Genomic DNA, 22,914 nt, shown 5'->3' on the forward strand with positions numbered 1-22,914 from the left:
CAGCATCCCGGCCCGTGTTACACAGCCGTTACCACCCGCGCTGGGGAAGTGTCGCTGTGGATCCTGCCGTTCGCAAACCACGTCTGCCTGCCACTGCCGGCCTGTGTGCCGCGCTGCTGCTGTGGGCGTGGTCGGCGGGAGCGGAGCCGCCACCCTCGGCCATCCAGTTTGCGCGGGTCGTGCAGATGATCGACGCGGGACGGTTCTCCGAAGCCGGCAGCGAACTGAACACCTGGTCGGCTGCGGACGCGGCGGAGCCTGGCGTCAGTTTCGACGACATCGCGTTCCAGGAAGAGCGCATGCGCCGCATCCGCCTGGATTTTTCCCTCGACGAAGCCGCCGTCAAGTCTGCCGTGCGCCGCTGGATTCCCGACCTGACCGACGAGGAATTCGCACGCTGGGACCAGCTTGGACTGATCGAACACCTCGACATCGATGGCACGCGCTGGTACTTCAAGCGCGCACCATCGAACCTGTTCCTGCTCAGTGATGAGGCGCGTGCACGCCGCCGCGCGGATGCACCGATGCCGCCTCCGGGCCCCAACGAAGTGCTCAACGCCCACCACGCGCGCGCGGTTGCCGCAGCCGAACAGAGTGGCCAGGCGTCGGTGCTGCCGCAGCGCATTGAATTCACCCAGTCGCTCACAGTGAAAGCCGATGCCGTGCCGGCCGGCGAAACCGTACGCGCCTGGATTCCGTACCCGCGCGAAATCCCGGGACAGCAGGAGCAGGTGCAGTGGCTGGGCGGCAGCCCGGGCAAGGCGCGGGTGGCACCGGCCAGCACCTTGCAACGCACGGCCTATCTGGAAGCCAAAGCGGTGGCTGGGCAGCCGACCCGCTTCGAGGTCCGCTACGCGGTCACGATCTTCGCCCGGCATACCGCGATCGATCCGGCCAGGGTGCGGCCGACCCCGGCTGATCCGGCGTTGAAGCCCTATCTGGCCGAGCAGCTGCCGCATGTGCGCTTCACCCCTGCGCTGAAGCTGTTCTCCGACCAGGTGCTGCAGGGCGAGACGCGCCCGTATGAAGTGGTGCGCAAGCTGTTTGCTGCGGTCGACCGCATTCCCTGGGCCGGTGCGCGCGAATACTCCACGATCAGCAACATCAGCGATTACGCGCTGCGTTCCGGCCATGCCGACTGCGGGCAGCAGACCCTGCTGCTGATAGCGTTGCTGCGCCTGAACGGCATTCCCGCGCGCTGGCAGTCGGGCATGGTGTTCTCCGACGATGGCAGCGGCTACAACAACCTGCATGACTGGGGGCAGGTCTACCTGGCGCCGTATGGCTGGCTGCCGATGGACGTGACCACCGGGGCACTGGCCAGCGACGTGCCGGCCCTGCGCGATTTCTACCTGGGTGGCCTCGACGGCTACCGCATCGCCTTCAACGATGATTTCGGCCAGCCCTTCGTGCCGGCCAAGCAGCACTTCCGCTCGGAAACGGTCGACTCGCAGCGCGGCGAGGCCGAGTGGGCAGGCGGCAACCTGTACTTCGACCAATGGAGCTACGACTTCCAGTGGCGGGTACTGCCAGCCAGGCAACGCTAGCGCGACACATCGCACTCCACACCATTCAATTCTTGCAGGAGAGAGCAGGGGATGAAGGCTTACAGCATCAAGCGGGCGGCGTTGTGCGTCGCCCTCGGGGCGTGTCTGGGCATGATGCTGCCCGGCACAGCAATGGCGCAGAACGTGAGCGGCGCGGTGGCGGGCCGCGCCACCGCCGGTGATCAGGTGACCGTGGTCAGCAACAGCACGGGCCTGACCCGCTCTGTCACGGTCGGTGCCGATGGCAGCTATCGCCTTGGCCAGCTACCGGTGGGCGACTACCAGTTGCAGCTCAGCCGTGATGGCCAGAAGCTGGGTGATCAGGTTGCTGTCAGCGTCGCGATCGGCGGCACCACCACGGTCAATCTGGCAAGCGGCGGCGGCGTCACCAATCTCGATGCACTGCAGGTGGTCGGCACACGCGTGGTCAATCGCGTGGATGTCTATTCCACCGAAACATCCTTCAACATCAATCGACAGGAAATCTCGCGCCTTCCTGTGGCGCAGGACCTGTCTGCGGTCGCACTGATGGCGCCTGGCGTGGTCGGCGGCAACTCGTCCTTTGGTGGCTTGTCCTTCGCCGGCTCGTCGGTGGCTGAAAATGCCGTCTTCATCAATGGCCTGAATGTCACCGACATGTACACCCGTCGCGGCTTCAGTACCGCGCCGTTCGCCTTCTTCAAGGAGTTTCAGGTCAAGACCGGCGGATACTCGGTCGAGTTCGGCCGCTCCACCGGTGGCGTGATCAATGCGGTGACCCGTTCGGGCAGCAACGAGTTCGAAGGCGGCGTGGAAGTCACCGCTGAACCCAGTGCATGGCGCTCCAGCGGCGGCGACCACTTCCATCGTGATGGAACCCCGCATTCGTATGGCAGCCGCGACAACAACTCGTTCCTGAAGACCAACGTGTGGGGCTCCGGTCCGATCATCAAGGACAAGCTGTTCCTGTTCGCGATGTATGAAGACCGCAGTGACAAAGGGCACAACACCTCGTCCGATGGCAGTACCTGGTTCAAGAATGATTCCGGCAACGGCTTCTGGGGCACCAAGCTGGACTGGAACATCAACGACAACCACAGCCTGGCGCTGCTGGCGTTCTCCGACGAAGGTGACGTCACCAACGCCTCGTATGGCTACAACTGGAACGCAGACCAGCTCGGTGCATGGGGCGGTGATTCGGTCACCGAGACGGGTGGTCGCAACTGGTCGGCCACCTATACCGGCCACTTCGGCCAGAACTTCACCGCCCGCGCCATGGTCGGCCAGAACAACCAGCGTGCGTTCACCAATTCGTCGCTGGATCAGGCGTGCAGCCCGGTGTTCACCGACAGCACCTACGGCCCGCGCCTGGGCAAGCTGCAGGGCCTGCGCGCAGGCTGCCACCCCACCGGCACGGCAGTGGCCGAGCGTGACGATACCCGTGACGTGGCGCGACTGGACTTCGAATGGCAGCTGGGTGATCACCTGCTACGCTTCGGTGTCGACCGTGAGCTGATGACCACAAAGCAGTCCACCCGCTACCCCGGTCCGACCGAGTTGAGCTACACGGCCTACGTAGCGCGACCTGGCGATGAAGTCTGGGACGGTGCCAATGCCTACGTGCCAGCAGGCGTTACCGAAATGCTGCGTGCGCGCAACCGCAAGTCGGGAGGCACGTTCGAGACTGAAGCCAATGCCTTCTACGTGGAAGACATCTGGAACATCACTCCGAACCTGATGCTCAACCTCGGCGTGCGCTGGGACCGTTTCGAAAACCGCACCGCCGCCGGCAAGGCGTTCATCAAGATGGACGACCTGGTCGCGCCGCGTGTGGGCTTCTCGTGGGACATGCGCGGTGATGGCAGCACCAAGCTCTTCGGCAACGCCGGCCGCTACTACCTGCCGGTTACCAACAACATCAACGTGAACTTCGCCGGTGGTCTCACCGACGAATACAGCTATTACGTGCTCAATGGCTGGGAACAGAAGACCTCGCCGACAGGCTCGCCGTACATGGCACCGATCGTCGGCCAGCAGATCGGGCCGACCGACACCCGCATGAACACCGGCGGTGCCGACCTGCGCCAGAGCGTGGACCGCGATCTCAAGGCGGTCTACCAGGACGAGTACATCCTGGGCTTCCAGAACATGATCAACCAGGCGTGGTCCTGGGGCGTCAACGCCACCTATCGACGGATGACCCGTGCGCTGGATGACATCCGCATCAACTACACCCCGTGCGGCCCGACCCCGAGCACGCTGTGGCCGATCGCCAATCCGGGCGAGAGCCTGACAATCTGGGGCGACAAGAGCATCGGCTGCGCCAACGAAGGCTGGATCACCATCGATACCGCCAACAGGGGCTATCGCAAGGGCGGCAGCGGCGAGGTAATCGGTTACTCCAAGCCCAAGCGTACCTACAAGGCGCTGGAGTTCCAGATCGACCGTGCATGGGACGAGAAGTGGATGTTCAACGCGTCCTACCTGTGGTCGAAGAGTGAAGGCAACTTCGAAGGACCAGTGAACTCCGATACCAACTACGGTGATACCGGCATGGTCCAGTTCTGGGACCACCCCGCCACCAACGAGCGCTACGGCGTACTGTTCAACGACTTCCGCCACCAGTTCAAGCTGCGAGCTGCGTACGCACTGAACAAGCAATGGTCCTTTGGCACCACGTTGCAGGTGCAGTCCGGTGGCCCGATCACTGCGTATGGCGTGATGTGGCCAAACGACTCCATCGCCGGTGGCAGTACCTCCAGTGAAGGTAGTGGCGGTGGCACCGGTTGGCTGTGCGTGGCCAACTGCTCCGGCCCATACAACCAGCGACAGTTCGAGTACAGTCCGCGCGGCGCGTTCGGTCGCCTGCCATGGACGTGGACCATGGGCGCCAATGTGACGTGGCGTTTGCCGGTGGAAGGCATCGACCTCAGCGCACGGCTGTCGGTCTACAACCTGTTCAACAATCAGAAGACCATCAACGTGCACCAGCGCTATGAAGCGCAGCCCGGCCAGTACCGCGAGGCGACGTTCGCCACCGGGACGCGCTGGCAGGCTCCGCGCTATACACAGTTGGTGGTGACCTGGAATTTCTGAGGCTGCATCCCGTGCCGTCCGTGTGGGCGGCGCGGGCATTGGAAGGGAAGCGTGCATGCATCATCTGCTGATCCTCGCGGCGGCACTGGCCGCACCCTCCGCTTCGGCGGTCGATACCGCATCCATCGATGCGGATATCGCCGCCGTGGTCCGCGTCGAGCATCTGCCCGGGCTGGCCATGGCAGTAGTCGAGAACGGGCGCGTGGTCTATCGCCATGCGGAAGGGGCGCGCGGCGATGGCGGCCGCATCGACGAGGACACCCTGTTCAAGATCGCCTCCAACAGCAAGGCGATGACCGCCGCGTTGCTGGCGCGGCTGGTGCAGCAGGGCAAGCTGCGCTGGGATGATCCGGTGCAGCGGTACCTGCCCGGGTTCCGCATGCAGGACGCATGGGTCGGCCAGCAGATGCAGGTGCGCGACCTGCTGATCCACAGCAGCGGTCTCGGCCTGGGCGCCGGCGACCTGATGCTGTGGCCGGAACCGAACACGTTCACCCGTGCCGACATCATCGCCGGACTGGCGCACCTCAAGCCGGTCAGCAGCTTCCGCAGCCACTATGCCTACGACAACCTGATGTACGTGGTGGCCGGGGAAGTGGCCGCTGCGGCCGGTGGCAAACCCTATGACCAGCTGATGCGCGAGCAGGTGTTCGAACCACTCGGCATGACCCGCTGTCAGGTCGGGGCCTGGTCGGTGAAACGCGTGGGCAATGTCGCGCAGCCGCATGCATGGCGTGGTGATCGCAATGAGGTGGTGAACGCCGACGGTGATATCAGCCCGGACCTGCCGTCGATGGCGGCCGGTGGCATCCGTTGCTCGCTGCGCGACATGACGCGCTGGATGCAGGTACTGCTGGATCCTGCCGTGGTGCCGGACTGGCTGGACAGCACGCAACGCCGCACGCTGTGGACCCTGCACATGCCGATGCCGTTGGGTGAACGCCAGCAGCGCTGGGACAACGCGCATTTCTACGGCTACGGTTACGGCTGGCGCGTGTCGGACATGGACGGGCAGTGGAAGGTAGCGCACACCGGCACGCTGTCGGGCATGTACTCGTCGCTGGCGCTGCTGCCCGACCGGAAGGTGGGTGTGGTGATGCTGATCAACGGTGAAGGCGAGGATGCACGCACAGCGCTGATGCAGGCAGCGCTGAAGCGCTTCACCACCCCCGACGATGCGCGTCCGGCGATGGAGTACCTGGCCGAACTGAAGGCGGACCAGGCAACGCGGGCCGCGAGCGGCCATTCGCGGCCATCCACCGCTGCGGCGCAGGTGACGAGCCGCACGGACCTGTCCCGCTGGCAGGGTCGTTACCGCGATCCGTGGCTGGGCCCGGCCTCACTGTGCCCGGGCGCGGACGGCCTGCGTTTCAGCGTCGACAAGTCGCCCCGACTGCAGGCCACGGTGCTGCAGTTGCAGGGGCGTTGGCTGCTGCGCTGGGATACGCTGGGCGAAGACGCACAGGCCTGGCTGCAGCCCGGTGACGGTGCGCCGCCCACACTAGACCTGCGTGCCATCGACCCGGACATCGACTTCAGCTATGACTTCCAGGACCTGCATTTCACTCGTACTGGCGACTGCCCTGGCAGCGAGCGCCAGCGCCGCTGAGCCGCCGCGCGTTTCGCCGGCGATCGACGCCGCCAGTGCCGGTCTGGTCGAGATCCGTTCGCTGTCGCCACGCATCGAGATGGATATCCGCTACGCCAGCGCCAACAACTTCACCGGCGCGCGCGTACCGGGTTACGAGGCGCCCTCGTGCTACCTGCTGGCGCCGGTGGCGAAGGCGCTGGCGCAGGTGGAACAGGACCTGCGTGCGGATGGATTCGGCCTGCGGATCTACGACTGCTACCGCCCGGTGCGCTCGGTGCAGGCCTTCATGGCCTGGGTGAACGACCCGCGCGAGCGCTCGCGCAAGGCATTGCAGTACCCGGATCTGGACAAGCCGCGGCTGCTGGCTGACGGCTACATCGCCGAACGTTCCGGACACAGCCGCGGCGCCACGGTCGATCTGGGGCTGCTGGATTGCCGCAGTGGTGCATGTACGCCGCTGGACATGGGCACCGACTTCGATTTCTTCGGGCCGCGCGCGCATACGCAGACCAGCGGGTTGAGCGATGCACAGCAGGCGAACCGCCAGCAGCTGGTGCGCGCGATGGCGCGGCGGGGCTTCGTCAATTATCCGCAGGAGTGGTGGCACTACACCCTGCAGCCGGAACCGGATCCCGGCACCGCGTACGACGTTCCGGTGCTCTAGGGGGTTTCGGCAGGGCTGCGCCCTGCACCCGCGGTAGTGCCGGCCGCTGGCCGGCAACATCAGGAGCAACAGCAACAGCGTGCGTTCCGTGGGTTGGCGGGGCGGTGCCGGAGTGCGGGGACACCGTAAATCCGTCCATGGAGGCTTGGCAGCCGCATCCATGCGGCTGACACCCCGCACTCCGGCACCGCCCCGCCTCTGACAGTTTCCCGCGGAGTCCGTTGTAAAGCCGAGCCCATGCTCGGCTGCTCTTTTTTCAATCGTCGAGATATTCGATCTCGATGGAGATTCATCCACGCATGGCGTGGATCTACCGTGGCCACCGGATCGGGTCCGGGGCAGATCCCTTACACTGGCCGCCTTCTCATCCCAGCCCGCCCGATGAACCTTCCCCTGCACTTCGGCCTGCTCGGCACCCTGGAGGCCGGCGCCATCGCCCTGCTGGTCGGCCTGCTGGTGTATTTCCTGTGGTCGTGGCTGTGCCGGCTGCTGCACTGGTCGGTGGGGCATGCGATCGGCTGGTCCTGCGTCATCTCGGTGGTGGCCTCCGCCGGCATCGACGCGTGGAAGCTGTTCTACATGGGCATCGTGCGGCTGGAGTCGCCGCTGTACGCGCGCCTGTTCCTCGCCACCATCCACGATCCGAACGAACTCGGTAGCCGTGTCGTGCTGGAAATCGCCGGCGCACTCGCCGGTGTCGCCCTGGGATGGGTGTTGTTCAGTTCGCGGTCATTGGAAAAAACCGTCGACTGACGCAGGTTTTTCGTTGCCTGCCGGTTAAATCCAGAGGCGCTGAATGCGCATCTCATGAGCCACTCACTCCCCGCTAACCAGCGCGCTAAAGCATGCGTGGAGGCGAGTGGTTAATCGCGCGTGTGGAGGCTGGCCGCGGCCCAAAATCGATTCAGAAAGGCGGTGGCAGGGTAGGTGCCGTGCGGAAGCAACAGGCCGCGCAACACCACCCAATTGGTAGGAGACACCCCTGATGACTATTCGCAACCGCAAGCCCCTGATCGCCCTGATCGTCGCCGCCGGCAGTGTGCTGGCCATACCGGCGATGGCACAGTCGGCCAAGCAGCAGGCCGCGCATGCGCAGAATGAAGCGGCGCAGGCCCAGCAGGCGGCGGCACAGGCCGGGCAGGCGGCTGACCAGGCGACCGACGCGGCCGCAGCGGCATCGGCGCAGGCCAACGGCGGTGGCCAGACCTGGGCCAGCATCGATACCGATGGCAACGGCACCATCAGCAAGACCGAGGCGCAGGTGAACGCCGGCCTGGCCCAGGTGTTCGACCAGGCCGATACCAACAAGGACGGCGAGCTGAGCGCCGACGAGTACAAGGCCTACGTGGCCGCGCAGCAGGCCGGCGCTGGTGCCGGCGCGGCGCAGGGCCGCTGATCCAGACCTGATTCGGGAAGACCGGTGCATGGGGACCCGGGCGGCTGCGGCCGCCCGGGTTTTGCCGTATTGACGGCGCCTGCGCCGGGCACGACCATCCGCGCATGGCAACCCTCAAGCGCCATTTCGAGACCATGGCCCGCTACAACGCCTGGGCCAACCAGCGCCTGTACGCCGCCGTGGAGCCACTGCCCGACGAGGACTACCGAAGGCCGTGCGGCGCGTTCTTCGGTTCCGTCGAACGTACGCTCAACCACCTGCTGGTGACGGATCGCATCTGGCTGCGCCGGCTGGCCGGGCAAGGCGATACCGGCTATGCACTGGACACGCTGCTGTTCACCGATTTCACCGCGCTGCGTCAGGCGCGGATCGAGGAGGATGCCGGCATCGTCGCGTTCGTGCTCGGGCTGTCCGATGCGGCCTTGGCGACCCGTGTCGCCTATCGACGCGTGTCCACGCCCGAACCGCAGCTGCAGCGGGTGGACGCCGGGTTGGCACACTGGTTCAACCACCAGACCCATCACCGCGGCCAGGTACATACCCTGCTGACCCAACTGACCGGCCAGGCCCCGGCACTGGACCTGCTGGTCTACCAGCGCCAGCACGGCGACTGAGCCTGCCCGGTGTCCCACGTGCCGGGACGGCGGTATCCTTGTGCGATGACTACCCCCACGCCTGCGCCGTCGCGCGCCATCGGCCTGGTCGGTTTTGACGGTGACGACACGCTGTGGAAGAGCGAGGACTACTACCGCAAGGCCGAGCAGGATTATCTTGACCTGCTGTCGCGCTACGTCGACGTGCATGACACCCAGACCGCGCGCCACCTGCTGGAAGTGCAGCAGCGCCACCTGGGCACCTTCGGTTACGGCGTGAAGAGCATGACGCTGTCGATGATCGAAGCGGCCATCGACATCACCGGCCAGCGCATCGAGGCCAAGGACATCCAGCGCATCCTGGAGATCGGCCATGACACCCTGCGCCACCCGGTCGAGCTGATCGACGGCGTGCGCGAAGCGGTGGCGGCCATCGCCGAGCACTACCCGGTAGTGCTGATCACCAAGGGCGACCTGTTCCACCAGGAAGCGAAGATCAAGGTGGCCAACCTGGCCGAGCTGTTCCCGCGCATCGAGATCGTTTCCGAGAAGGACCCGGAGACCTACGCCCGCGTGCTGGCCGAATTCGACCTGCCGATGCAGCGCTTCGTGATGGTCGGCAACTCGCTGCGCTCGGACATCGAGCCGGTGGTGACCCTGGGTGGCTGGGGCGTGCATACCCCGTACGCGGTGACCTGGGCCCACGAGACCCAGCATGGCGTGGCCGACGATGAACCGCGCATGGTCACCGCCGATACCGCCCACGACTGGCCGGCTGCACTGGCGGCGATCGAGGCCAAGGCCGCTGCAGCGGCCTGACAGGGCGCGGCGGCTGCGGCAGAATCGGGGCATGAACGTCCGACTGCGCGCGCTGTTGTTGTCCCTGCTGCTGGTGCCGGCCACCGTGCTGGCCCAGCAGACCGCCGAGCGTTCGGCGGCCTACGCGGTGGAAACCGGTGACAGCTGGGTCGATGCCCAGCTGCAGGACATCAACCACTACGCCGAGCGCTACCCCGACGCCTTCCTCGACGAGGTGTCGCGCTATGCCGACGTACCGCGCGGCTATATCAGCGCACTGTTCACCACCCATGGCTGGCAGGCCGGGGATATCTACTTCGCCTGCTTCTGGGCCAAGGCCAGCGGCCAGACCTGCCGCGACAGCGTGCGCGCCTTCAGCCAGGACCCGGCCGGCGGCTGGGAGGCGGTGGTGAAGCGGATGCCGACCAAGCCGGAGAACCTGCATTACCGCGCGCTGCGCCACGCCATCGTGGCCAGCTACCAGCACTGGGACCGGCCGATCACCCTGGATGCCACCCTGAAGCGCCAGCTCAAGCGGTAGTGCCGGCCGCTGGCCGGCAACTGCACCCTTCCAGGCATCCGGGGGTTGCCGGCCAGCGGCCGGCACTACCGATTTCTTTCATGTTGCTGTGCATATCGCCGCCGCCGCGCGCTCCGGCGACAATACGGGTTCGAGCTGTTCCCCGTTCCCGTAATCGAGTGACTGATGAGCGCCTCTTTCGTTTCGCCTGATGTGATCCGCCGCCTGTTCGCGCAGGCCATGTCCCGCATGTACCGCACCGAAGTGCCGCTGTACGGCACGCTGGTGGAACTGGTGGAGCGGATCAACGCGCAGGTGCTTGACCAGGACCCAGCGCTAGCCGCGCAGCTGCTGCGCAACGACGAGCGTGCGCGCCTGGACGAGGAGCGCCATGGCGCGATCCGCGTCGGCACCGTGCAGGAACTGGCGACGCTGCGCCGCCTGTTCGCGGTGATGGGCATGTTCCCGGTCGGCTACTACGACCTGTCGGTGGCTGGCGTGCCGGTGCACTCCACCGCGTTCCGGCCGCTGACCGGCGCCGCGCTGGCGCAGAACCCGTTCCGCGTGTTCACCTCGCTGCTGCGCCTGGAGCTGATCGAAGACGAAACCCTGCGTGCCGAATCGGCGCGCATCCTCGAACGCCGCCGCATCTTCACCGACGGCGCGCTGGCGCTGATCGAGCAGGCCGAGCGTGACGGCGGGTTGTCGCAGGCCGATGCCGAGCGTTTCGTCGATGAAGCACTGGAAACCTTCCGCTGGCACGGTGATGCCACCGTCGACCTGCCGACCTACCACGCCCTGCACAACGCGCATCGCCTGGTGGCCGACGTGGTCAGCTTCCGGGGCCCGCACATCAACCACCTGACCCCGCGCACGCTGGATATCGACGCGGCGCAGGCCGCGATGATCGAACAAGGCATGGCGGCCAAGGCGGTGATCGAAGGCCCGCCGCGCCGCGCCTGCCCGATCCTGCTGCGCCAGACCAGCTTCAAGGCACTGGAAGAAGCCGTGCATTTCCCGGACAGTGAGGGTGGTGATGCCGGTACGCATACCGCGCGCTTCGGCGAGATCGAACAACGTGGCCTTGCGCTGACCCCGAAGGGCCGCGCGCTGTACGACCAGCTGCTGTCGCAGGCACGCGATGCCGGTGGCGAAGGCAGTACCGGCGGCGACTACGGCCAGCGCCTGCAGGCGGTGTTCGCCAGCTTCCCGGATGACCACGACACGCTGCGCCAGGAAGGCCTGGGCTATTACCGCTACCAGCTGACCGACGCCGGCCGCGCCGCGCCGGAGCGCGTGGCTGATCTGCCGGCTGAAGTGCTGGTGGCCGCGGGCCTGGCCACCGCCGACCCGATCGTCTACGAGGATTTCCTGCCGGTCAGTGCCGCGGGCATCTTCCAGTCGAACCTGGGCGGTGAAGAACAGCGTGCCTATGCCGCGCATGCCAACCGCGAGGCCTTCGAGCAGGCCTTGGGCGTGGCGGTGAACGACGAGTTCGAGATCTACGAGCGGCTGCAGGCTGAGTCGCTGGCGGCGCTGCGCATCGTTTGATGGTAGAGCCGGCCGCTGGCCGGCTGTAGGGGAAGCCGGCCAGCGGCCGGCTCTACCCGATGTCCGTGCCTGGGGTCATGGCGCTGCCCTCTGTAGAGCCGAGCCATGCTCGGCTGCCGAGAAAAGCAGTCGAGCATGGCTCGACTCTACAACAGCGGGTCTCAGCCCTTCATCGTGCCGGTATCCAGCCAGCGCTGGTGCCACGACAGCGCTTCCGGCAGCAGGTGCGGGGTGTGCTTGCCGTAGCTCTCGCGGCTGGCACGGTCGAAGTAGTCCTGCAGCTGCGGGCGGAAATCCGGGTGCGCGCAGTTGTCGATCAGCACCTGCGCGCGCTTGCGCGGGGTCAGGCCGCGCAGGTCGGCCAGGCCCTGCTCGGTCACGATCACCGACACATCGTGCTCGGTGTGGTCGACATGGCTGGCCATCGGCACGATCGCCGAGATGGTGCCGTTCTTCGCCGTGGACGGGCTCAGGAACGCCGACAGGAAACCGTTGCGGGCGAAGTCACCGGAACCACCGATGCCGTTCATGATCCGCGTGCCCATCACGTGCGTCGAGTTGACGTTGCCGTAGATGTCCACCTCGATCATGCCGTTCATGCCGATGCAGCCGAGGCGGCGCACCAGTTCCGGATGGTTGGAGATTTCCTGCGTGCGCATGATGATGCGTTCGCGGTAGAAATCGATGTGTTCCTTGAACGTCTCGTTGGCCTGCGGGCTCAGCGCGAAGCCGGTGCACGAGGCGTAGCTCAACACGCCGTCGCGCAGCAGGTCGAGCATGCCGTCCTGGATCACTTCGGTGAACGCGGCCAGGTCGCGGAAACCGCTCTTGGCCAGGCCGGCCAGCACCGCGTTCGGGATATTGCCCACGCCCGACTGCAGCGGCAGCAGGTTCGGCGGCAGGCGGCCCTTCTTCACTTCGTGCTTGAGGAACTCGATCAGGTGCGAGGCGATCTGCTCGCTGGTTGCATCGATCGGGCTGAACGGGCTGTTGCGGTCCGGGCCGTTGGTGCGCACCACCGCCACGATCTTGTCCGGGTCGCAGCGCAGCGCGGTGTCGCCGATGCGGTCGTTGGCGTTCACCAGCGGAATCGGCTTGCGGTGCGGCGGCAGCGCGGTGCCGTAGTAGATGTCATGCATGCCGTCGACGCCGGCCGGCTGCCATTCGTTGACCTCGACGATCACCTTCTTCGCCAGGTCCAGCCAGGTCTTGTTGTTGCCGACCGAGGTGGAGGGCACCAGCGAGCCATCTTCGCGGATGGCCGAGACTTCGATCACGGCGGTATCGATCTCGCCGTAGAAACCGAACCACACGTGCTGGGCGACGTGGCTGAGATGGATGTCGATGTAATCCAGCTTGCCCTCGTTGATGCGGTTGCGCGCATCCGGGTCGCTCTGGAACGGCATGCGCATGGCGATGCCATCGGCCTTGGCCAGCGCGCCATCAAGCTCCGGCGCGGTGGAGGCGCCGGTCATCAGCTTGATCTGGAAGGGCTGGCCCTGGGCGTGCACCGCTTCGATGCGACGCGCCAGTTCCACGGGAACGGCCTTGGGATACCCGGAGCCGGTAAAGCCGCTCATGGCCACGGTTTCACCGGGCTGGATCAGCGCGGCTGCGGCCTCGGCGGAGACCACGCGGTCACGGAGACGCGCGTTGGCGATGCGATCAACAGACATGACGACAGTGTTTCTGGGGGGAAAGCCGATTATCGGCCATCCTCATCCGTACGGGGGGTTCTACCTTCGTGGAATGGCTTTTCCCCACAGGGGTCACCCATACCCACCGGTTTTGTTTTGCAGTGCAGCGTGCAAAGTGCTTTCGCAGCCCGCACGATGGCCCTGCATCCCGACGTGGGGGAGGGAGCAGAGCCCGCTGGCAGTTCGCTGCAAGCGGGCTTTTTTATTGCCTGTCGCCCATTATGAATGCGCGCGACACGCCGGGTCGGATCCTTTTGCCACGGGCAAAAGGCTCTGACCCGCGCAGTGCCAGCAATCCGGGGTCAGAGCCCTTTGCCGTTGGCAAAGGGATCCGACCCCGCGAGAATCGAGGTATGACCCTCGCCCCCGCCGACCTTCCCGCGTCCCTGCAGCCCCTTGTCGACCGCGCCCTGGCGCGCCTGGCCCAGGTCCTGCCCGAGCCCGTTCCTGCCGAGCTGCTGCCGCTGCTGACCCGGCTGGCGGTGGCCAGCGACTTCGCGCTGGACACCCTGGTGCGGCAACCGGCGCTGCTGGCACAACTGGCCGCACCCGGCTGCCCGCCGATCCCGGGGCCGGTGCTCGATCCGCTGCAGCCCAGCGACTGGCCGGCGCAGATCCGGCGCTGGCGTACCGCCATGTCGACGCGGCTGATCTGGCGCGACCTGACCGGCCTGGACGACGTGGCGCAGACCCTGGCCGGCGCCACCGCTTTGGCCGAAGACTGCCTGCGGCTGGCGCTGGACGCCCTGCAGCAGGAATTCGCCCAGCGCCACGGCGTGGTCCGCGATGGCGAAGGCACGCCGCAGCAGCTGGTGGTGTTCGGCCTCGGCAAGCTCGGCGGTGGCGAGCTCAACTTCAGTTCCGATGTGGACCTGGTCTACGCCTACCCGCACGGCGGCGAATCCGACGGGCCGCGCGCGCTGGCCGCTGAAGAATACTTCGCGCGCCTCGGCCAGCGCCTGGCCAAGCTGCTGGACGAAACCACCGTCGATGGTTTCAGTCACCGCGTCGACCTGCGCCTGCGCCCGTTCGGCAGCGCCGGTCGCGTCGCGCTGTCGTTCGCCGCGATGGACCAGTACTTCCAGCGCGAAGGCCGCGACTGGGAACGCTATGCGTGGCTGAAGGCGCGCGCGGTGGCCGGCGATATCGACGCCGGTGAAGCGTGGCTGCAGACCCTGCGCCCGTTCGTGTATCGCCGCTACCTGGATTTCACCGCGCTCGACGGCCTGCGCGAGATGAAGGCGGCGATCACCGCCGAAGTCGCGCGCCGCGAACTGCATGAGGACATCAAGCGCGGCGCCGGCGGCATCCGCGAAATCGAATTCCTGTGCCAGGCGCTGCAGCTGATCCGCGGTGGCCGCGAACCAACCTTGCGCGAGCGTCGCCTGCTGGTGGCGCTGGACGCGCTGGTGGCGGCCGGGCAGATCGCGCCCGAGGATGGCAGCGCGCTGCGCGAGGCTTACCTGTTCCTGCGCCGGCTGGAAAACCGCCTGCAGATGCTGCGCGACGCGCAGACCCACGTGCTGCCCAGCGATGCGCTGGACCGCGAGCGCATCGCCGTCGGCCTGGGCTACCCGGACTGGGAGGTGCTGCGCGCGGCACTGGCCGTGCAGCAGCAGCGGGTCAGTACTGAATTCGCAGCGCTGCTGGCACCGCGCAAGGGCCAGGCCGCGCCCGATGCATTGGCCAACTACTGGCGCAGCCTGCCCGAGGGCAGCAACGCGCCGCTGCTGGCCGAAGCCGGTTTCCTCGATGCCAATGGCGCCGACCAGTCGCTGCGCGATTTCGCGCAGGGCACCGGCGTGAAGTCGTTGTCCGATGCCGCGCGTGCGCGGCTGGATCGCGTGCTGCCCGCGTTGCTGCATGCGGCCACGCGTTCGCCGCAGCCCGATGCCGCGCTCAAGCGCGTGCTTGGCCTGCTGCAGGCGGTGCTGCGCAGGACCAGCTATCTCGCGCTGCTGGACGAACAGCCGAGCGCGTTGGCGCGTCTGGTCGATGTGCTGGCGCGCAGCGCGCTGCTGGCCGAGCGCCTGGCCGCGTACCCGCTGCTGCTGGACGAACTGCTGGACGTGCGCGTGTCCGGGCCGATGCCGGATGCCGCCGGCATGCTGGCCGAGTGCCAGCAGGTGCTGGCGGTGGAAGATCCCGAATCCGCACTGCGCTGGCTCAATGAAACGCGACTGGCACTCAGCTTCCGCATGGCGATGGCCACGCTGGATGGCCGCCAGGGCGCGGTGGACAGCACGCGGCAACTGGCCGAGCTGGCGCAGGCGGTGGTGGTCACCGTGCTGGCGATGGCCGAGGCGGACATGCGCGCCGCGCACGGCGAGATCCCTGGCGGGCGCTTCGCGATCATCGGCTATGGCAGCCTCGGTGGGCTTGAACTGGGCTTCGGTTCCGACCTGGACCTGGTGTTCCTGCACGACAATCCGGCCGGCGTGGATGCCAGCGATGGCACGCGTCCGCTGGAGCCGGGGCGCTGGTATGCGCGGCTGGCGCAGAAGGTGATGGCGCTGCTTGGTGCGGTCACCGCTGCCGGGCGCCTGTACGACATCGACGTGCGCCTGCGCCCGGATGGCGGCAAGGGTTCGCTGGTGTCTTCGCTGGCCAGTTACACCGAGTACCAGCGCGAACGTGCGTGGACCTGGGAACACCAGGCGCTGGTGCGCGCGCGTGGCGTGGCCGGCGATGCCAGCCTGCTGGCCGACTTCGAGCAGGTGCGTGCGCAGACGCTGGGGCGTGAGCGCGACATGGGTGTGCTGTATGCGGACGTGCTGAAGATGCGCGGCCGCATGCGCACCGAACTGGACCGCAGCGATGCCGCGCGGCTGGACCTGAAGCAGGGTGCTGGCGGCGTGGTGGACCTGGAGTTCCTGCTGCAGACCGGTGTGCTCGCGCGCAGTGCGCAGCACGTGGCGTTGCTGCAGCCGCGCGATACGCCATCGTTGATCGATGCGTTGGCCGTTGTTGGTTTCCTGCCGGAAGACACCGCGCAGGCGTTGCATGCAGCACATGCCACGTTGCTGGAGGTGGGCCTGGCCTGCACGCTGGACCGGCGCCCGCGACTGGCCCCGACCACGCCCGCGATTGAAGAGGCGTGTGCCGCGATTACGGCGGCGTGTAGTGCTGCGGAGCTGCCGTTCGCCTGAGCGATTGCACCCGCCCGAGCAATGGCCTGCTTTGGGTAGGTGCCGACCGTTGGTCGGCACAATCTGTCAGCAGCGATGAACGCTGATGGAGCGTGCCGACCAACGGTCGGCACCCACCAGATCATTGGCCCGGTGATGCCCCGCTGTTGGCAACTACCGGATCAATGACCCGGCGATGGTCTGCTATTGGTAGGTGCCGACCGTTGGTCGGCACAATCTGTCGGCAGCGATGAACTCTGAAGGAGCGTGCCGACCAACGGTCGGCACCCACCAGATCATTGGCCCGGTGATGCCCTGCTGTTGGCAACTACCGGATCAATGGCCTGGCGATGGTCTGCTATTGGTAGGTGCCGACCGTTGGTCGGCACAATCTGTCGGCAGCGATGAACGCTGAAGGAGCGTGCCGACCAACGGTCGGCACCCACCAGATCATTGGCCCGGTGATGCCCCGCTGTTGGCAACTACCGGATCAATGACCCGGCGATGGTCTGCTATTGGTAGGTGCCGACCGTTGGTCGGCACAATCTGTCAGCAGCGATGAACGCTGATGGAGCGTGCCGACCAACGGTCGACACCCACCAGATCATTGGCCCGGTGATGCCCCGCTGTTGGCAACTACCGGATCAATGACCCAGCGATGGTCTGCTATTGGTAGGTGCCGACCGTTGGTCGGCACAATCTGTCAGCAGCGATGAACGCTGAAGGAGCGTGCCGACCAACGGTCGGCACCCACCAGATCATTGGCCCGGTGATGCCCCGCTGTTGGCAACTACCGGATCAATGGCCCGGCGATGGTCTGCTATTGGTAGGTGCCGACCGTTGGTCGGCACCTACCAGGGCGACGGCGGTCAGCCGGCCGCGCGCAGCGGCGCCATCTTCCACAGCAGGGCACGGAACGGGGCCAGCAGGCAGACGCCGATCGCCAGCTTCACCGCCAGGTCGCCGGCGGCCCAGCTCACCCACGGCAGGGTGGAACCGGCAAACGCGATCGACCAGAAAATGGTGGTATCCACCGTCGCACTGCAGGTGGTGGCCACCATCGGCGCGCGCCACCAGCTGCCACGGCGCAGGCGGTCGAACACGGTGATGTCCAGCAGCTGGGCCACGATGAAGGCCGAGCACGAGGCAATGGCGATGCGCGGCGTCGCCACCCAGATCGACAGCAGCACCGCCACCGCGAAACCGATCCACGCCACGCGTCGTGCCGGGCCCGGGCCGAAGCGGCGGTTGATCAGGTTGCTGACCAGGAACGCGACCGGATAACTGAAGGCACCCCAGGTCAGCCAGTCGTTGATCGGGTACTGCACCAGCACGTTGGACAGCAGCACCACCGCGGCCATGGCCAGTACCGCCAGCACCAGGGCGCGGGCGGTCAACGGGGCAAACACAGGGGCAGGACGCACGGACATGGCGAGCCAGGGGGACAAAGGGAATCGCCCATTATCCGCCCGGCCCGCGGCAAAGCCAAAACCGGTCGTTCAGCTTTACAGCGCTTCGCTCATCACGTCGCCAGCGGCGTAGGCGGTCGGCACATAGGCCAGCGCCTGGCCCTGTGCGCTCTTCACGGTCCAGCCGGCACCGGCCTCGGTGGGGTCGAAATGCACCTGCTGGCCGACCACGAACGCCGCCGTCTGGTCTTCGTGCACGCGCGCCGGCCAGCGCAGGGTGGCGGTCTGGTCGGCCTTGTCGGGCACCTGCAGCTGCACCTGGCGCTCGCCCGCCGGGGTGGTCTCCACCTTCTTCACTTCCATCGGCGGCAGCGGCACCGCCTTGGTGCGGGCAGCCCTGGCATTGCGTTCGCTGGCCTTGAACGGCGCCTTCGACAGCTCGGACAGGCCCGCCGACGCGGCGAGGGGGACCGACACCACGATCAGCGAGGTGATCAGCACGCTGGCCTCACTGCTGTTCAACTGCGGCGCGGCGCCGGCATGGACGGTGGGCACCAGCAGCGCCGAGAGCAGCAGGGCAGAAGCGGGAACGCGCAGGCAACGGAACATGGAGACCTCCTGGTCAGGGTGGGGACGGCGGCTCAGCGCCGGTTATCGAAAATGTCGCGCGGGCCGGTGGCCTCGGGCAGGTATTCCAGTGGGCGGCCCTGGTTGTCCTTCAGCTGCCAGCCCTGGTCGGCGCCGGTCGGCTCGAAGTTCACGGTCTGGCCCACGGTGAACTGCACGGCGGGATCGCCGATGCCGCGCGGGTACTGCATCGATGCGGTGTTCTGCGGGTCGTTGGCATCGCGCAGCAGCACTTCGCGGCGGCCATCGACGGTGGTGGCGATTCCACTCACCTCCATCTGCGGCAGCTTGATCTGCTGCGGGCGGGCCAGCGGCTGGCCGGCATCGGCCGCATCCTTGGCTTCCTCCGCCGCCGCCGCCGCGCGGGCCGAGGCCACCATCTGCGTGGACATCTCCAGGCTCGGCCCCTGCGGGCCCGGGTCGTGGATGATCACGATGCGGCGCTCGGCGTGCGCGGCCGATGACCAGGCCAGCGCGGTGACGATCAGCATCGATACCAGGGAGTTGTGCAGCAGGCGCATGTCGTTCTCCTTGCGGGATTCAGGGCGAGGCTGCGGCGGCACCGGCCACCGGCACGTGGGGGATCACCAGTTCCTGCAGCAGCTGGCTGCGCTGGTGCAGGAAGTCGAACACCGATTCCACCGTCACCACCGAATAGTTGCCGGAGATGCGCTCGCCGGCCGGATGGTCGGTGGTGGTGGCGTTGGCCACGAACAGGCGCGCACCCACGCGCTTGCCGAGGCCGATATGCAGCACGCTGGGCTGGTACTTCTGCTGGCGCAGCCACTGCTGCGCCTGTTCGCGCTTGACGATGGCCGGCGCGCCTTCGGCCTGTGCCATCGCCGCGGCCAGCACCTCCAGCACCCACTGGTTGGAGTTCTGGTAGTCGGTGGCGAACGGGTAGGCGACCACGTTGTACCTGGTTTCGTGCAGCGCCTTGGGCTGGATCGAGGGCGACACCAGCATCGCGCGCAGCGCTGCACGCAAGGGGGCCGACGGTACACCGATGCGCAGGTCGGTATGGCCGCCGCTCTCGCCGACGAAGTTGCCCAGGCCCTCGTGGTACAGCTGCGAGCTGTCGGTCTTGCAGCGGTTGAGCAGGTGCATCGCGCGCCAGCGGCCGTCGTCCTCGCGCAGCAGGAACGCCAGGTGGCTGTGGCGCAGGCCGTAGCGGCTCAGGTCCTGGCCACCGCGCGCGGCCACCACCACGTCCACGTCGGGCAACGCGTCCAGCCGCTCGGCGGTGGTCCAGGCCACGTCCAGCATTGCCGCCTGCGACGCCACACTGGGGTAGCGCTCGCGGCACTCGGTGCTGTTGGCCCATGCAGCTGTGGTCGCCAGCAGGCTGGCGATCAGCAGCGCGGCGCGGGGCAGGCGGGAAAAACGATCCATGTCGGTACCTTCAACGGCGGGCAGGCCCGCGCGCCGATCATACGCTGCTCAGCGCAGCGGGCGATCCACGCCCTTGCGCTTGAGTTCCTTGTCGCAGGCATCGCTGATCGGGGCGATCGGCAGCGGTGGGCGCTCGCCAGTCTTCGGATCGCGCAGCGCCGGCTGTTCGCGGTAGGCGTCCAGTTGCTGCTGGCATTGATAGGAGATCGGGTCCAGCTCGGTGGGCGCGGTGGAGCACGCGGCGAGCAGGGCCAGGGGCAGCAGGAGCAGGGTACGCATGAAGACGTTCAGAGTGATGGGGGAAGCTGGACTCTACCCGCGCAGCTGGATCGAAATGTTCAGAAATCGCTGGGCACCCCGGGTAGTACCGGCCGCTGGCCGGCAAGGGTAGGTGTTCGGCAATGCGTACAGCGTTGCCGGCCAGCGGCCGGCACTACCGCAATGCCAGGCGCTGCTTCACTTCTGCCGCCACCCGCGCGGTTTCGCGCAGTGGCTCGATGCGGTCGTACTGCCAGTCCAGCCAGTGCGCCTGCAATCGCCCACGCTCGCGCAGCTGTTGCTGGAAGCGCGCCAGCCGCCCCTGCACGGTATCGGCCAGCGCCACCATCACCGGCATGCGCGTGGCGCAGGCTTCAGAGAGCAGGTTCACCGAATCGGGCGAGACCACCACGCGGTTGGCCCAGCCGAGCAGGCCGCCATAGGGATTGGTGCCGTCGCCCCCATCGCCCCAGATCACGTGCGGCAGGTCGGCGAACTTCGCGCGCAGGATCTCGGCCAAGGCCGGCGGCGTGCGTCGCGAGGTGGTGGCCAGCAGGCTGCCGCCTTCGCTGCGGATCTGGTCGGCCAGCGCCTGGAACACACCGACCATCGCCGTCTCATCCCACGGTGCCAGCGGCGTCGGGCCGCCCACCAGCAGCGCGGTGCGCGGGCCGGGCAGGGTACTGAAGCCGGCGAACGCGGCGCGGCCCCAGGCCAGCCAGTCATCGTCCACCGGGTTGAGGCTGCCGAGCAGGGTCAGCACGTTGCTGCCGCGCAGGGCGTCATGTTCGGGCACCACCACCACATCCCAGTGACGCGCGCCGATACGCGGGTCGAGGATCTGCACCACCTGGCTGCCACGTGCGCGCAGCACGCGCAGGGCGCCGGCGGCCTGTCGGCCACAACCGATCGCCAGCGCCGGGGCGTCGGCAGCCAGCGTCGCGAAGGCCTCGCCGTAGCCGTTCACATCACCGGGCAGGCGTCGCGGCGACAGCCAGCGCCAGGGCGCGCGTGGCTGCAGCAGCAGCGGCCGATGGGTGCCCTGGCGCAGTGCCGAGGCCAGCGCGACCGCCTGGCGGACATTGCCCGCACGGCCGTCCGTGACCGTCCAGGGCGCGCTCGATCGTTTCACCATTGGCATTAATTCGTTTCAGCCCTGCTGGGTGTTGCAACAGTCGCGACACTCTACACTGCGGCTCGTCGATTCGCCCCGCGCCGCCCGCGGGCACTGACTTCCCTTAGCCGCCCTGGAGATCCACCGATGTCCCACGCGCTCGACGCTGCTGCCCTCGATCAGCTGTTCCGCACTGCCCGTACCCAGAACGCCTTCCTCGACAAGCCGGTCCCGGCCAGCCTGCTGCAGGAACTGTACGACCTGGTGAAGTGGGGCCCGACCGCGGCCAACACCACGCCGGCCCGCTTCGTCTTCGTCACCTCGAAGGAAGCCAAGGACAAGCTGGCCCCGGCCCTGTCCGAAGGCAACCTGGCCAAGACCATGGCCGCCCCGGTCACCGCCATCATCGGCTTCGACCTGGACTTCCACGAGAAGCTGCCGTACCTGTTCCCGCACACCGATGCCAAGGCCTGGTTCGACGGCCCGCAGGAGGGCCGCCACGAAGCCGCCATCCGCAACGGCAGCCTGCAGGGTGCCTACCTGATCCTGGCCGCGCGCGCGCTGGGCCTGGATGCCGGCCCGATGTCCGGCTTCGATGCGGCCAGGGTGGATGAAGCCTTCTTCGCCGGCACCTCCATCAAGTCGAATTTCCTGGTCAACCTGGGTTACGGTGACCCGGCGGGCCTGTTCCCGCGTCTGCCGCGCCTGTCGTTCGACGAAGCGGCGCGCATCGAGTAAGTCGCTGTATCGATTCCGGGCCGCCCCCTTGGCGGTCCCTGCTGTACCCACCCTACGATCCGGAGAGTTCCTGAGATGAGCGCCACCCGTAAACTGCTGCTGCCGCTGGCCCTGACCCTGGCCATCGCCGCCTGCTCCAAGCCGGCCGACACCGCTGCCCCGGCGGCCGATGCCGCCGCCCCGGCCACCACCGAGCAGGCCGCCACCCCGGCTGCCGATGCCGCCGCCGCTGCGCCGGCCGCTGAAGCGATCAAGATCGCCTCGGGCACCTACAAGCTGGACCCGAGCCACACCGACGTGCTGGCCCAGTGGAGCCACTTCGGCTTCTCCAACCCGAGCGCGCACTTCGGCAACGTCGAAGGCACCCTGGTGTACAACGCCGAAGACGTGACCAAGTCCACCGTGGAAGTGAAGCTGCCGCTGAGCGGCCTGAACAGCTTCACCGCCAAGTTCGACGAGCACCTGAAGAGCGCCGACTTCTTCGACGCCGCCAAGTTCGCCGATGCCACCTTCAAGAGCACCAAGGTGGAAGCGGCCGGCACCAACAAGCTGACCGTCACCGGCGACCTGACCATCAAGGGCATCACCAAGCCGGTCACCCTGGACGTCACCGTCAACGGCGGCGGCGAGCACCCGATGGCCAAGGTTCCGGCCGCCGGCTTCGATGCCACCACCACCCTGAAGCGCAGCGATTTCGGCGTCGGCGCCTATGCCCCGAACGTCAGCGATGAAGTGAAGATCCGCATCACCACCGAAGCCACCGGCGAAAAGCCGGCCGCTTGATGCACCCAACTCACTCGTCGTGAGAAGGCAGAA

The 22,914-nt window shown here is 67.1% G+C and carries 20 protein-coding genes; 13 read left to right on the top strand and 7 right to left on the bottom strand.

Features of this window, described 5'->3' with window-relative positions:
- Positions 1 to 56: 56 nt before the first annotated feature.
- The 10 genes from AB1281_RS22090 to hglS all read left to right on the top strand — a co-directional run bounded on the left by AB1281_RS22090 (position 57) and on the right by hglS (position 11,735).
- On the top strand, positions 57 to 1,547 hold the full coding sequence (locus AB1281_RS22090; RefSeq protein ID WP_430347046.1) for a transglutaminase-like domain-containing protein: 1,491 nt from the start codon (positions 57 to 59) through the stop codon (positions 1,545 to 1,547).
- 51 nt (positions 1,548 to 1,598) lie between these two features.
- The gene (locus tag AB1281_RS22095; protein ID WP_049421177.1) at positions 1,599 to 4,622 is read left to right on the top strand and encodes a TonB-dependent receptor; all 3,024 of its coding nucleotides are present in this window, start codon (positions 1,599 to 1,601) and stop codon (positions 4,620 to 4,622) included.
- A gap of 55 nt (positions 4,623 to 4,677) precedes the next feature.
- Positions 4,678 to 6,231 carry a serine hydrolase gene (locus AB1281_RS22100; protein ID WP_430347047.1) on the top strand — a complete coding sequence of 518 codons (1,554 nt, stop codon included), beginning with the start codon at positions 4,678 to 4,680 and terminating at the stop codon, positions 6,229 to 6,231.
- Positions 6,164 to 6,877 (top strand): M15 family metallopeptidase, encoded by a 714-nt coding sequence (locus AB1281_RS22105; protein WP_075675530.1) that lies wholly within the window; start codon positions 6,164 to 6,166, stop codon positions 6,875 to 6,877. Before AB1281_RS22100 ends, AB1281_RS22105 begins: the two co-directional genes overlap by 68 nt.
- Before the next feature lie 381 nt (positions 6,878 to 7,258).
- A complete protein-coding gene (locus AB1281_RS22110; RefSeq protein WP_430347048.1) occupies positions 7,259 to 7,630 on the top strand; it encodes a hypothetical protein in 372 nt (123 codons plus the stop codon).
- 232 nt (positions 7,631 to 7,862) lie between these two features.
- Positions 7,863 to 8,273 carry an EF-hand domain-containing protein gene (locus AB1281_RS22115; protein WP_014035758.1) on the top strand — a complete coding sequence of 137 codons (411 nt, stop codon included), beginning with the start codon at positions 7,863 to 7,865 and terminating at the stop codon, positions 8,271 to 8,273.
- A 104-nt stretch (positions 8,274 to 8,377) separates the two neighbouring features.
- On the top strand, positions 8,378 to 8,887 hold the full coding sequence (locus tag AB1281_RS22120) for a DinB family protein (protein WP_430344907.1): 510 nt from the start codon (positions 8,378 to 8,380) through the stop codon (positions 8,885 to 8,887).
- Positions 8,888 to 8,932: 45 nt separating this feature from the next.
- Entirely contained in the window at positions 8,933 to 9,685 is a 753-nt protein-coding gene (locus tag AB1281_RS22125) for an HAD family hydrolase (RefSeq protein ID WP_430347049.1), read from the top strand.
- Positions 9,686 to 9,716: 31 nt separating this feature from the next.
- Complete coding sequence (locus AB1281_RS22130; protein WP_430344908.1) at positions 9,717 to 10,205, top strand: hypothetical protein; 489 nt, start codon at positions 9,717 to 9,719, stop codon at positions 10,203 to 10,205.
- Between the two features lie 165 nt (positions 10,206 to 10,370).
- Positions 10,371 to 11,735, top strand: coding sequence for a 2-oxoadipate dioxygenase/decarboxylase HglS (gene hglS, locus AB1281_RS22135; protein ID WP_430347050.1), 1,365 nt, complete (start codon positions 10,371 to 10,373; stop codon positions 11,733 to 11,735).
- A 161-nt stretch (positions 11,736 to 11,896) separates the two neighbouring features.
- Here the strand turns inward: hglS and AB1281_RS22140 are convergent, their stop codons facing one another.
- A complete protein-coding gene (locus AB1281_RS22140; RefSeq protein WP_014035763.1) occupies positions 11,897 to 13,411 on the bottom strand; it encodes an acetyl-CoA hydrolase/transferase family protein in 1,515 nt (504 codons plus the stop codon).
- A gap of 374 nt (positions 13,412 to 13,785) precedes the next feature.
- On the opposite strand from AB1281_RS22140, the gene glnE reads away from it, so the two are divergent.
- A complete protein-coding gene (gene glnE / locus AB1281_RS22145; RefSeq protein WP_430347051.1) occupies positions 13,786 to 16,581 on the top strand; it encodes a bifunctional [glutamate--ammonia ligase]-adenylyl-L-tyrosine phosphorylase/[glutamate--ammonia-ligase] adenylyltransferase in 2,796 nt (931 codons plus the stop codon).
- An 848-nt stretch (positions 16,582 to 17,429) separates the two neighbouring features.
- Here the strand turns inward: glnE and AB1281_RS22150 are convergent.
- The 6 genes from AB1281_RS22150 to AB1281_RS22175 all read right to left on the bottom strand — a co-directional run bounded on the left by AB1281_RS22150 (position 17,430) and on the right by AB1281_RS22175 (position 21,381).
- Positions 17,430 to 17,990, bottom strand: a complete 561-nt coding sequence (locus AB1281_RS22150) for a queuosine precursor transporter (protein WP_430347052.1) — start codon at positions 17,988 to 17,990, stop codon at positions 17,430 to 17,432.
- Positions 17,991 to 18,065: 75 nt separating this feature from the next.
- A complete protein-coding gene (locus AB1281_RS22155) occupies positions 18,066 to 18,578 on the bottom strand; it encodes a hypothetical protein (protein ID WP_014035766.1) in 513 nt (170 codons plus the stop codon).
- A gap of 32 nt (positions 18,579 to 18,610) precedes the next feature.
- Positions 18,611 to 19,117 carry a hypothetical protein gene (locus AB1281_RS22160; protein ID WP_430347053.1) on the bottom strand — a complete coding sequence of 169 codons (507 nt, stop codon included), beginning with the start codon at positions 19,115 to 19,117 and terminating at the stop codon, positions 18,611 to 18,613.
- Positions 19,118 to 19,136: 19 nt separating this feature from the next.
- The gene (locus AB1281_RS22165; RefSeq protein WP_430347054.1) at positions 19,137 to 19,988 is read right to left on the bottom strand and encodes a DUF2145 domain-containing protein; all 852 of its coding nucleotides are present in this window, start codon (positions 19,986 to 19,988) and stop codon (positions 19,137 to 19,139) included.
- A gap of 48 nt (positions 19,989 to 20,036) precedes the next feature.
- Positions 20,037 to 20,267 (bottom strand): hypothetical protein, encoded by a 231-nt coding sequence (locus AB1281_RS22170; RefSeq protein WP_014035769.1) that lies wholly within the window; start codon positions 20,265 to 20,267, stop codon positions 20,037 to 20,039.
- Positions 20,268 to 20,421: 154 nt separating this feature from the next.
- Positions 20,422 to 21,381 carry a mitochondrial fission ELM1 family protein gene (locus AB1281_RS22175; RefSeq protein ID WP_430347055.1) on the bottom strand — a complete coding sequence of 320 codons (960 nt, stop codon included), beginning with the start codon at positions 21,379 to 21,381 and terminating at the stop codon, positions 20,422 to 20,424.
- Between the two features lie 126 nt (positions 21,382 to 21,507).
- Between AB1281_RS22175 and AB1281_RS22180 the strand changes: the two genes are divergently transcribed.
- Both AB1281_RS22180 and AB1281_RS22185 read left to right on the top strand, forming a co-directional pair.
- Positions 21,508 to 22,098: a malonic semialdehyde reductase gene (locus tag AB1281_RS22180; protein WP_430347056.1), complete on the top strand. Its 591-nt coding sequence runs from the start codon at positions 21,508 to 21,510 to the stop codon at positions 22,096 to 22,098.
- A gap of 75 nt (positions 22,099 to 22,173) precedes the next feature.
- Complete coding sequence (locus AB1281_RS22185; protein WP_005415047.1) at positions 22,174 to 22,881, top strand: YceI family protein; 708 nt, start codon at positions 22,174 to 22,176, stop codon at positions 22,879 to 22,881.
- Positions 22,882 to 22,914 lie beyond the last annotated feature (33 nt).

Origin of the sequence: Stenotrophomonas sp. NRRL B-14846 (genome assembly GCF_050473585.1) — a bacterium.
Taxonomy (GTDB): domain Bacteria; phylum Pseudomonadota; class Gammaproteobacteria; order Xanthomonadales; family Xanthomonadaceae; genus Stenotrophomonas.

Excerpts from the sequence above, each read along its gene's own strand:
- AB1281_RS22170 (WP_014035769.1), bottom strand. The coding sequence starts at position 20,267 with ATGCGTACCCTGCTCCTGCTGCCCCTGGCCCTGCTCGCCGCGTGCTCC.
- AB1281_RS22120 (WP_430344907.1), top strand. The coding sequence starts at position 8,378 with ATGGCAACCCTCAAGCGCCATTTCGAGACCATGGCCCGCTACAACGCC.
- AB1281_RS22105 (WP_075675530.1), top strand. The coding sequence starts at position 6,164 with ATGACTTCCAGGACCTGCATTTCACTCGTACTGGCGACTGCCCTGGCA.
- glnE (WP_430347051.1), top strand. The coding sequence starts at position 13,786 with ATGACCCTCGCCCCCGCCGACCTTCCCGCGTCCCTGCAGCCCCTTGTC.
- AB1281_RS22155 (WP_014035766.1), bottom strand. The coding sequence starts at position 18,578 with ATGTTCCGTTGCCTGCGCGTTCCCGCTTCTGCCCTGCTGCTCTCGGCG.
- AB1281_RS22180 (WP_430347056.1), top strand. The coding sequence starts at position 21,508 with ATGTCCCACGCGCTCGACGCTGCTGCCCTCGATCAGCTGTTCCGCACT.
- AB1281_RS22150 (WP_430347052.1), bottom strand. The coding sequence starts at position 17,990 with ATGTCCGTGCGTCCTGCCCCTGTGTTTGCCCCGTTGACCGCCCGCGCC.
- AB1281_RS22115 (WP_014035758.1), top strand. The coding sequence starts at position 7,863 with ATGACTATTCGCAACCGCAAGCCCCTGATCGCCCTGATCGTCGCCGCC.
- AB1281_RS22160 (WP_430347053.1), bottom strand. The coding sequence starts at position 19,117 with ATGCGCCTGCTGCACAACTCCCTGGTATCGATGCTGATCGTCACCGCG.
- AB1281_RS22165 (WP_430347054.1), bottom strand. The coding sequence starts at position 19,988 with ATGGATCGTTTTTCCCGCCTGCCCCGCGCCGCGCTGCTGATCGCCAGC.
- AB1281_RS22130 (WP_430344908.1), top strand. The coding sequence starts at position 9,717 with ATGAACGTCCGACTGCGCGCGCTGTTGTTGTCCCTGCTGCTGGTGCCG.
- AB1281_RS22095 (WP_049421177.1), top strand. The coding sequence starts at position 1,599 with ATGAAGGCTTACAGCATCAAGCGGGCGGCGTTGTGCGTCGCCCTCGGG.
- AB1281_RS22110 (WP_430347048.1), top strand. The coding sequence starts at position 7,259 with ATGAACCTTCCCCTGCACTTCGGCCTGCTCGGCACCCTGGAGGCCGGC.
- AB1281_RS22100 (WP_430347047.1), top strand. The coding sequence starts at position 4,678 with ATGCATCATCTGCTGATCCTCGCGGCGGCACTGGCCGCACCCTCCGCT.
- AB1281_RS22125 (WP_430347049.1), top strand. The coding sequence starts at position 8,933 with ATGACTACCCCCACGCCTGCGCCGTCGCGCGCCATCGGCCTGGTCGGT.
- AB1281_RS22140 (WP_014035763.1), bottom strand. The coding sequence starts at position 13,411 with ATGTCTGTTGATCGCATCGCCAACGCGCGTCTCCGTGACCGCGTGGTC.
- AB1281_RS22185 (WP_005415047.1), top strand. The coding sequence starts at position 22,174 with ATGAGCGCCACCCGTAAACTGCTGCTGCCGCTGGCCCTGACCCTGGCC.
- hglS (WP_430347050.1), top strand. The coding sequence starts at position 10,371 with ATGAGCGCCTCTTTCGTTTCGCCTGATGTGATCCGCCGCCTGTTCGCG.
- AB1281_RS22175 (WP_430347055.1), bottom strand. The coding sequence starts at position 21,381 with ATGGTGAAACGATCGAGCGCGCCCTGGACGGTCACGGACGGCCGTGCG.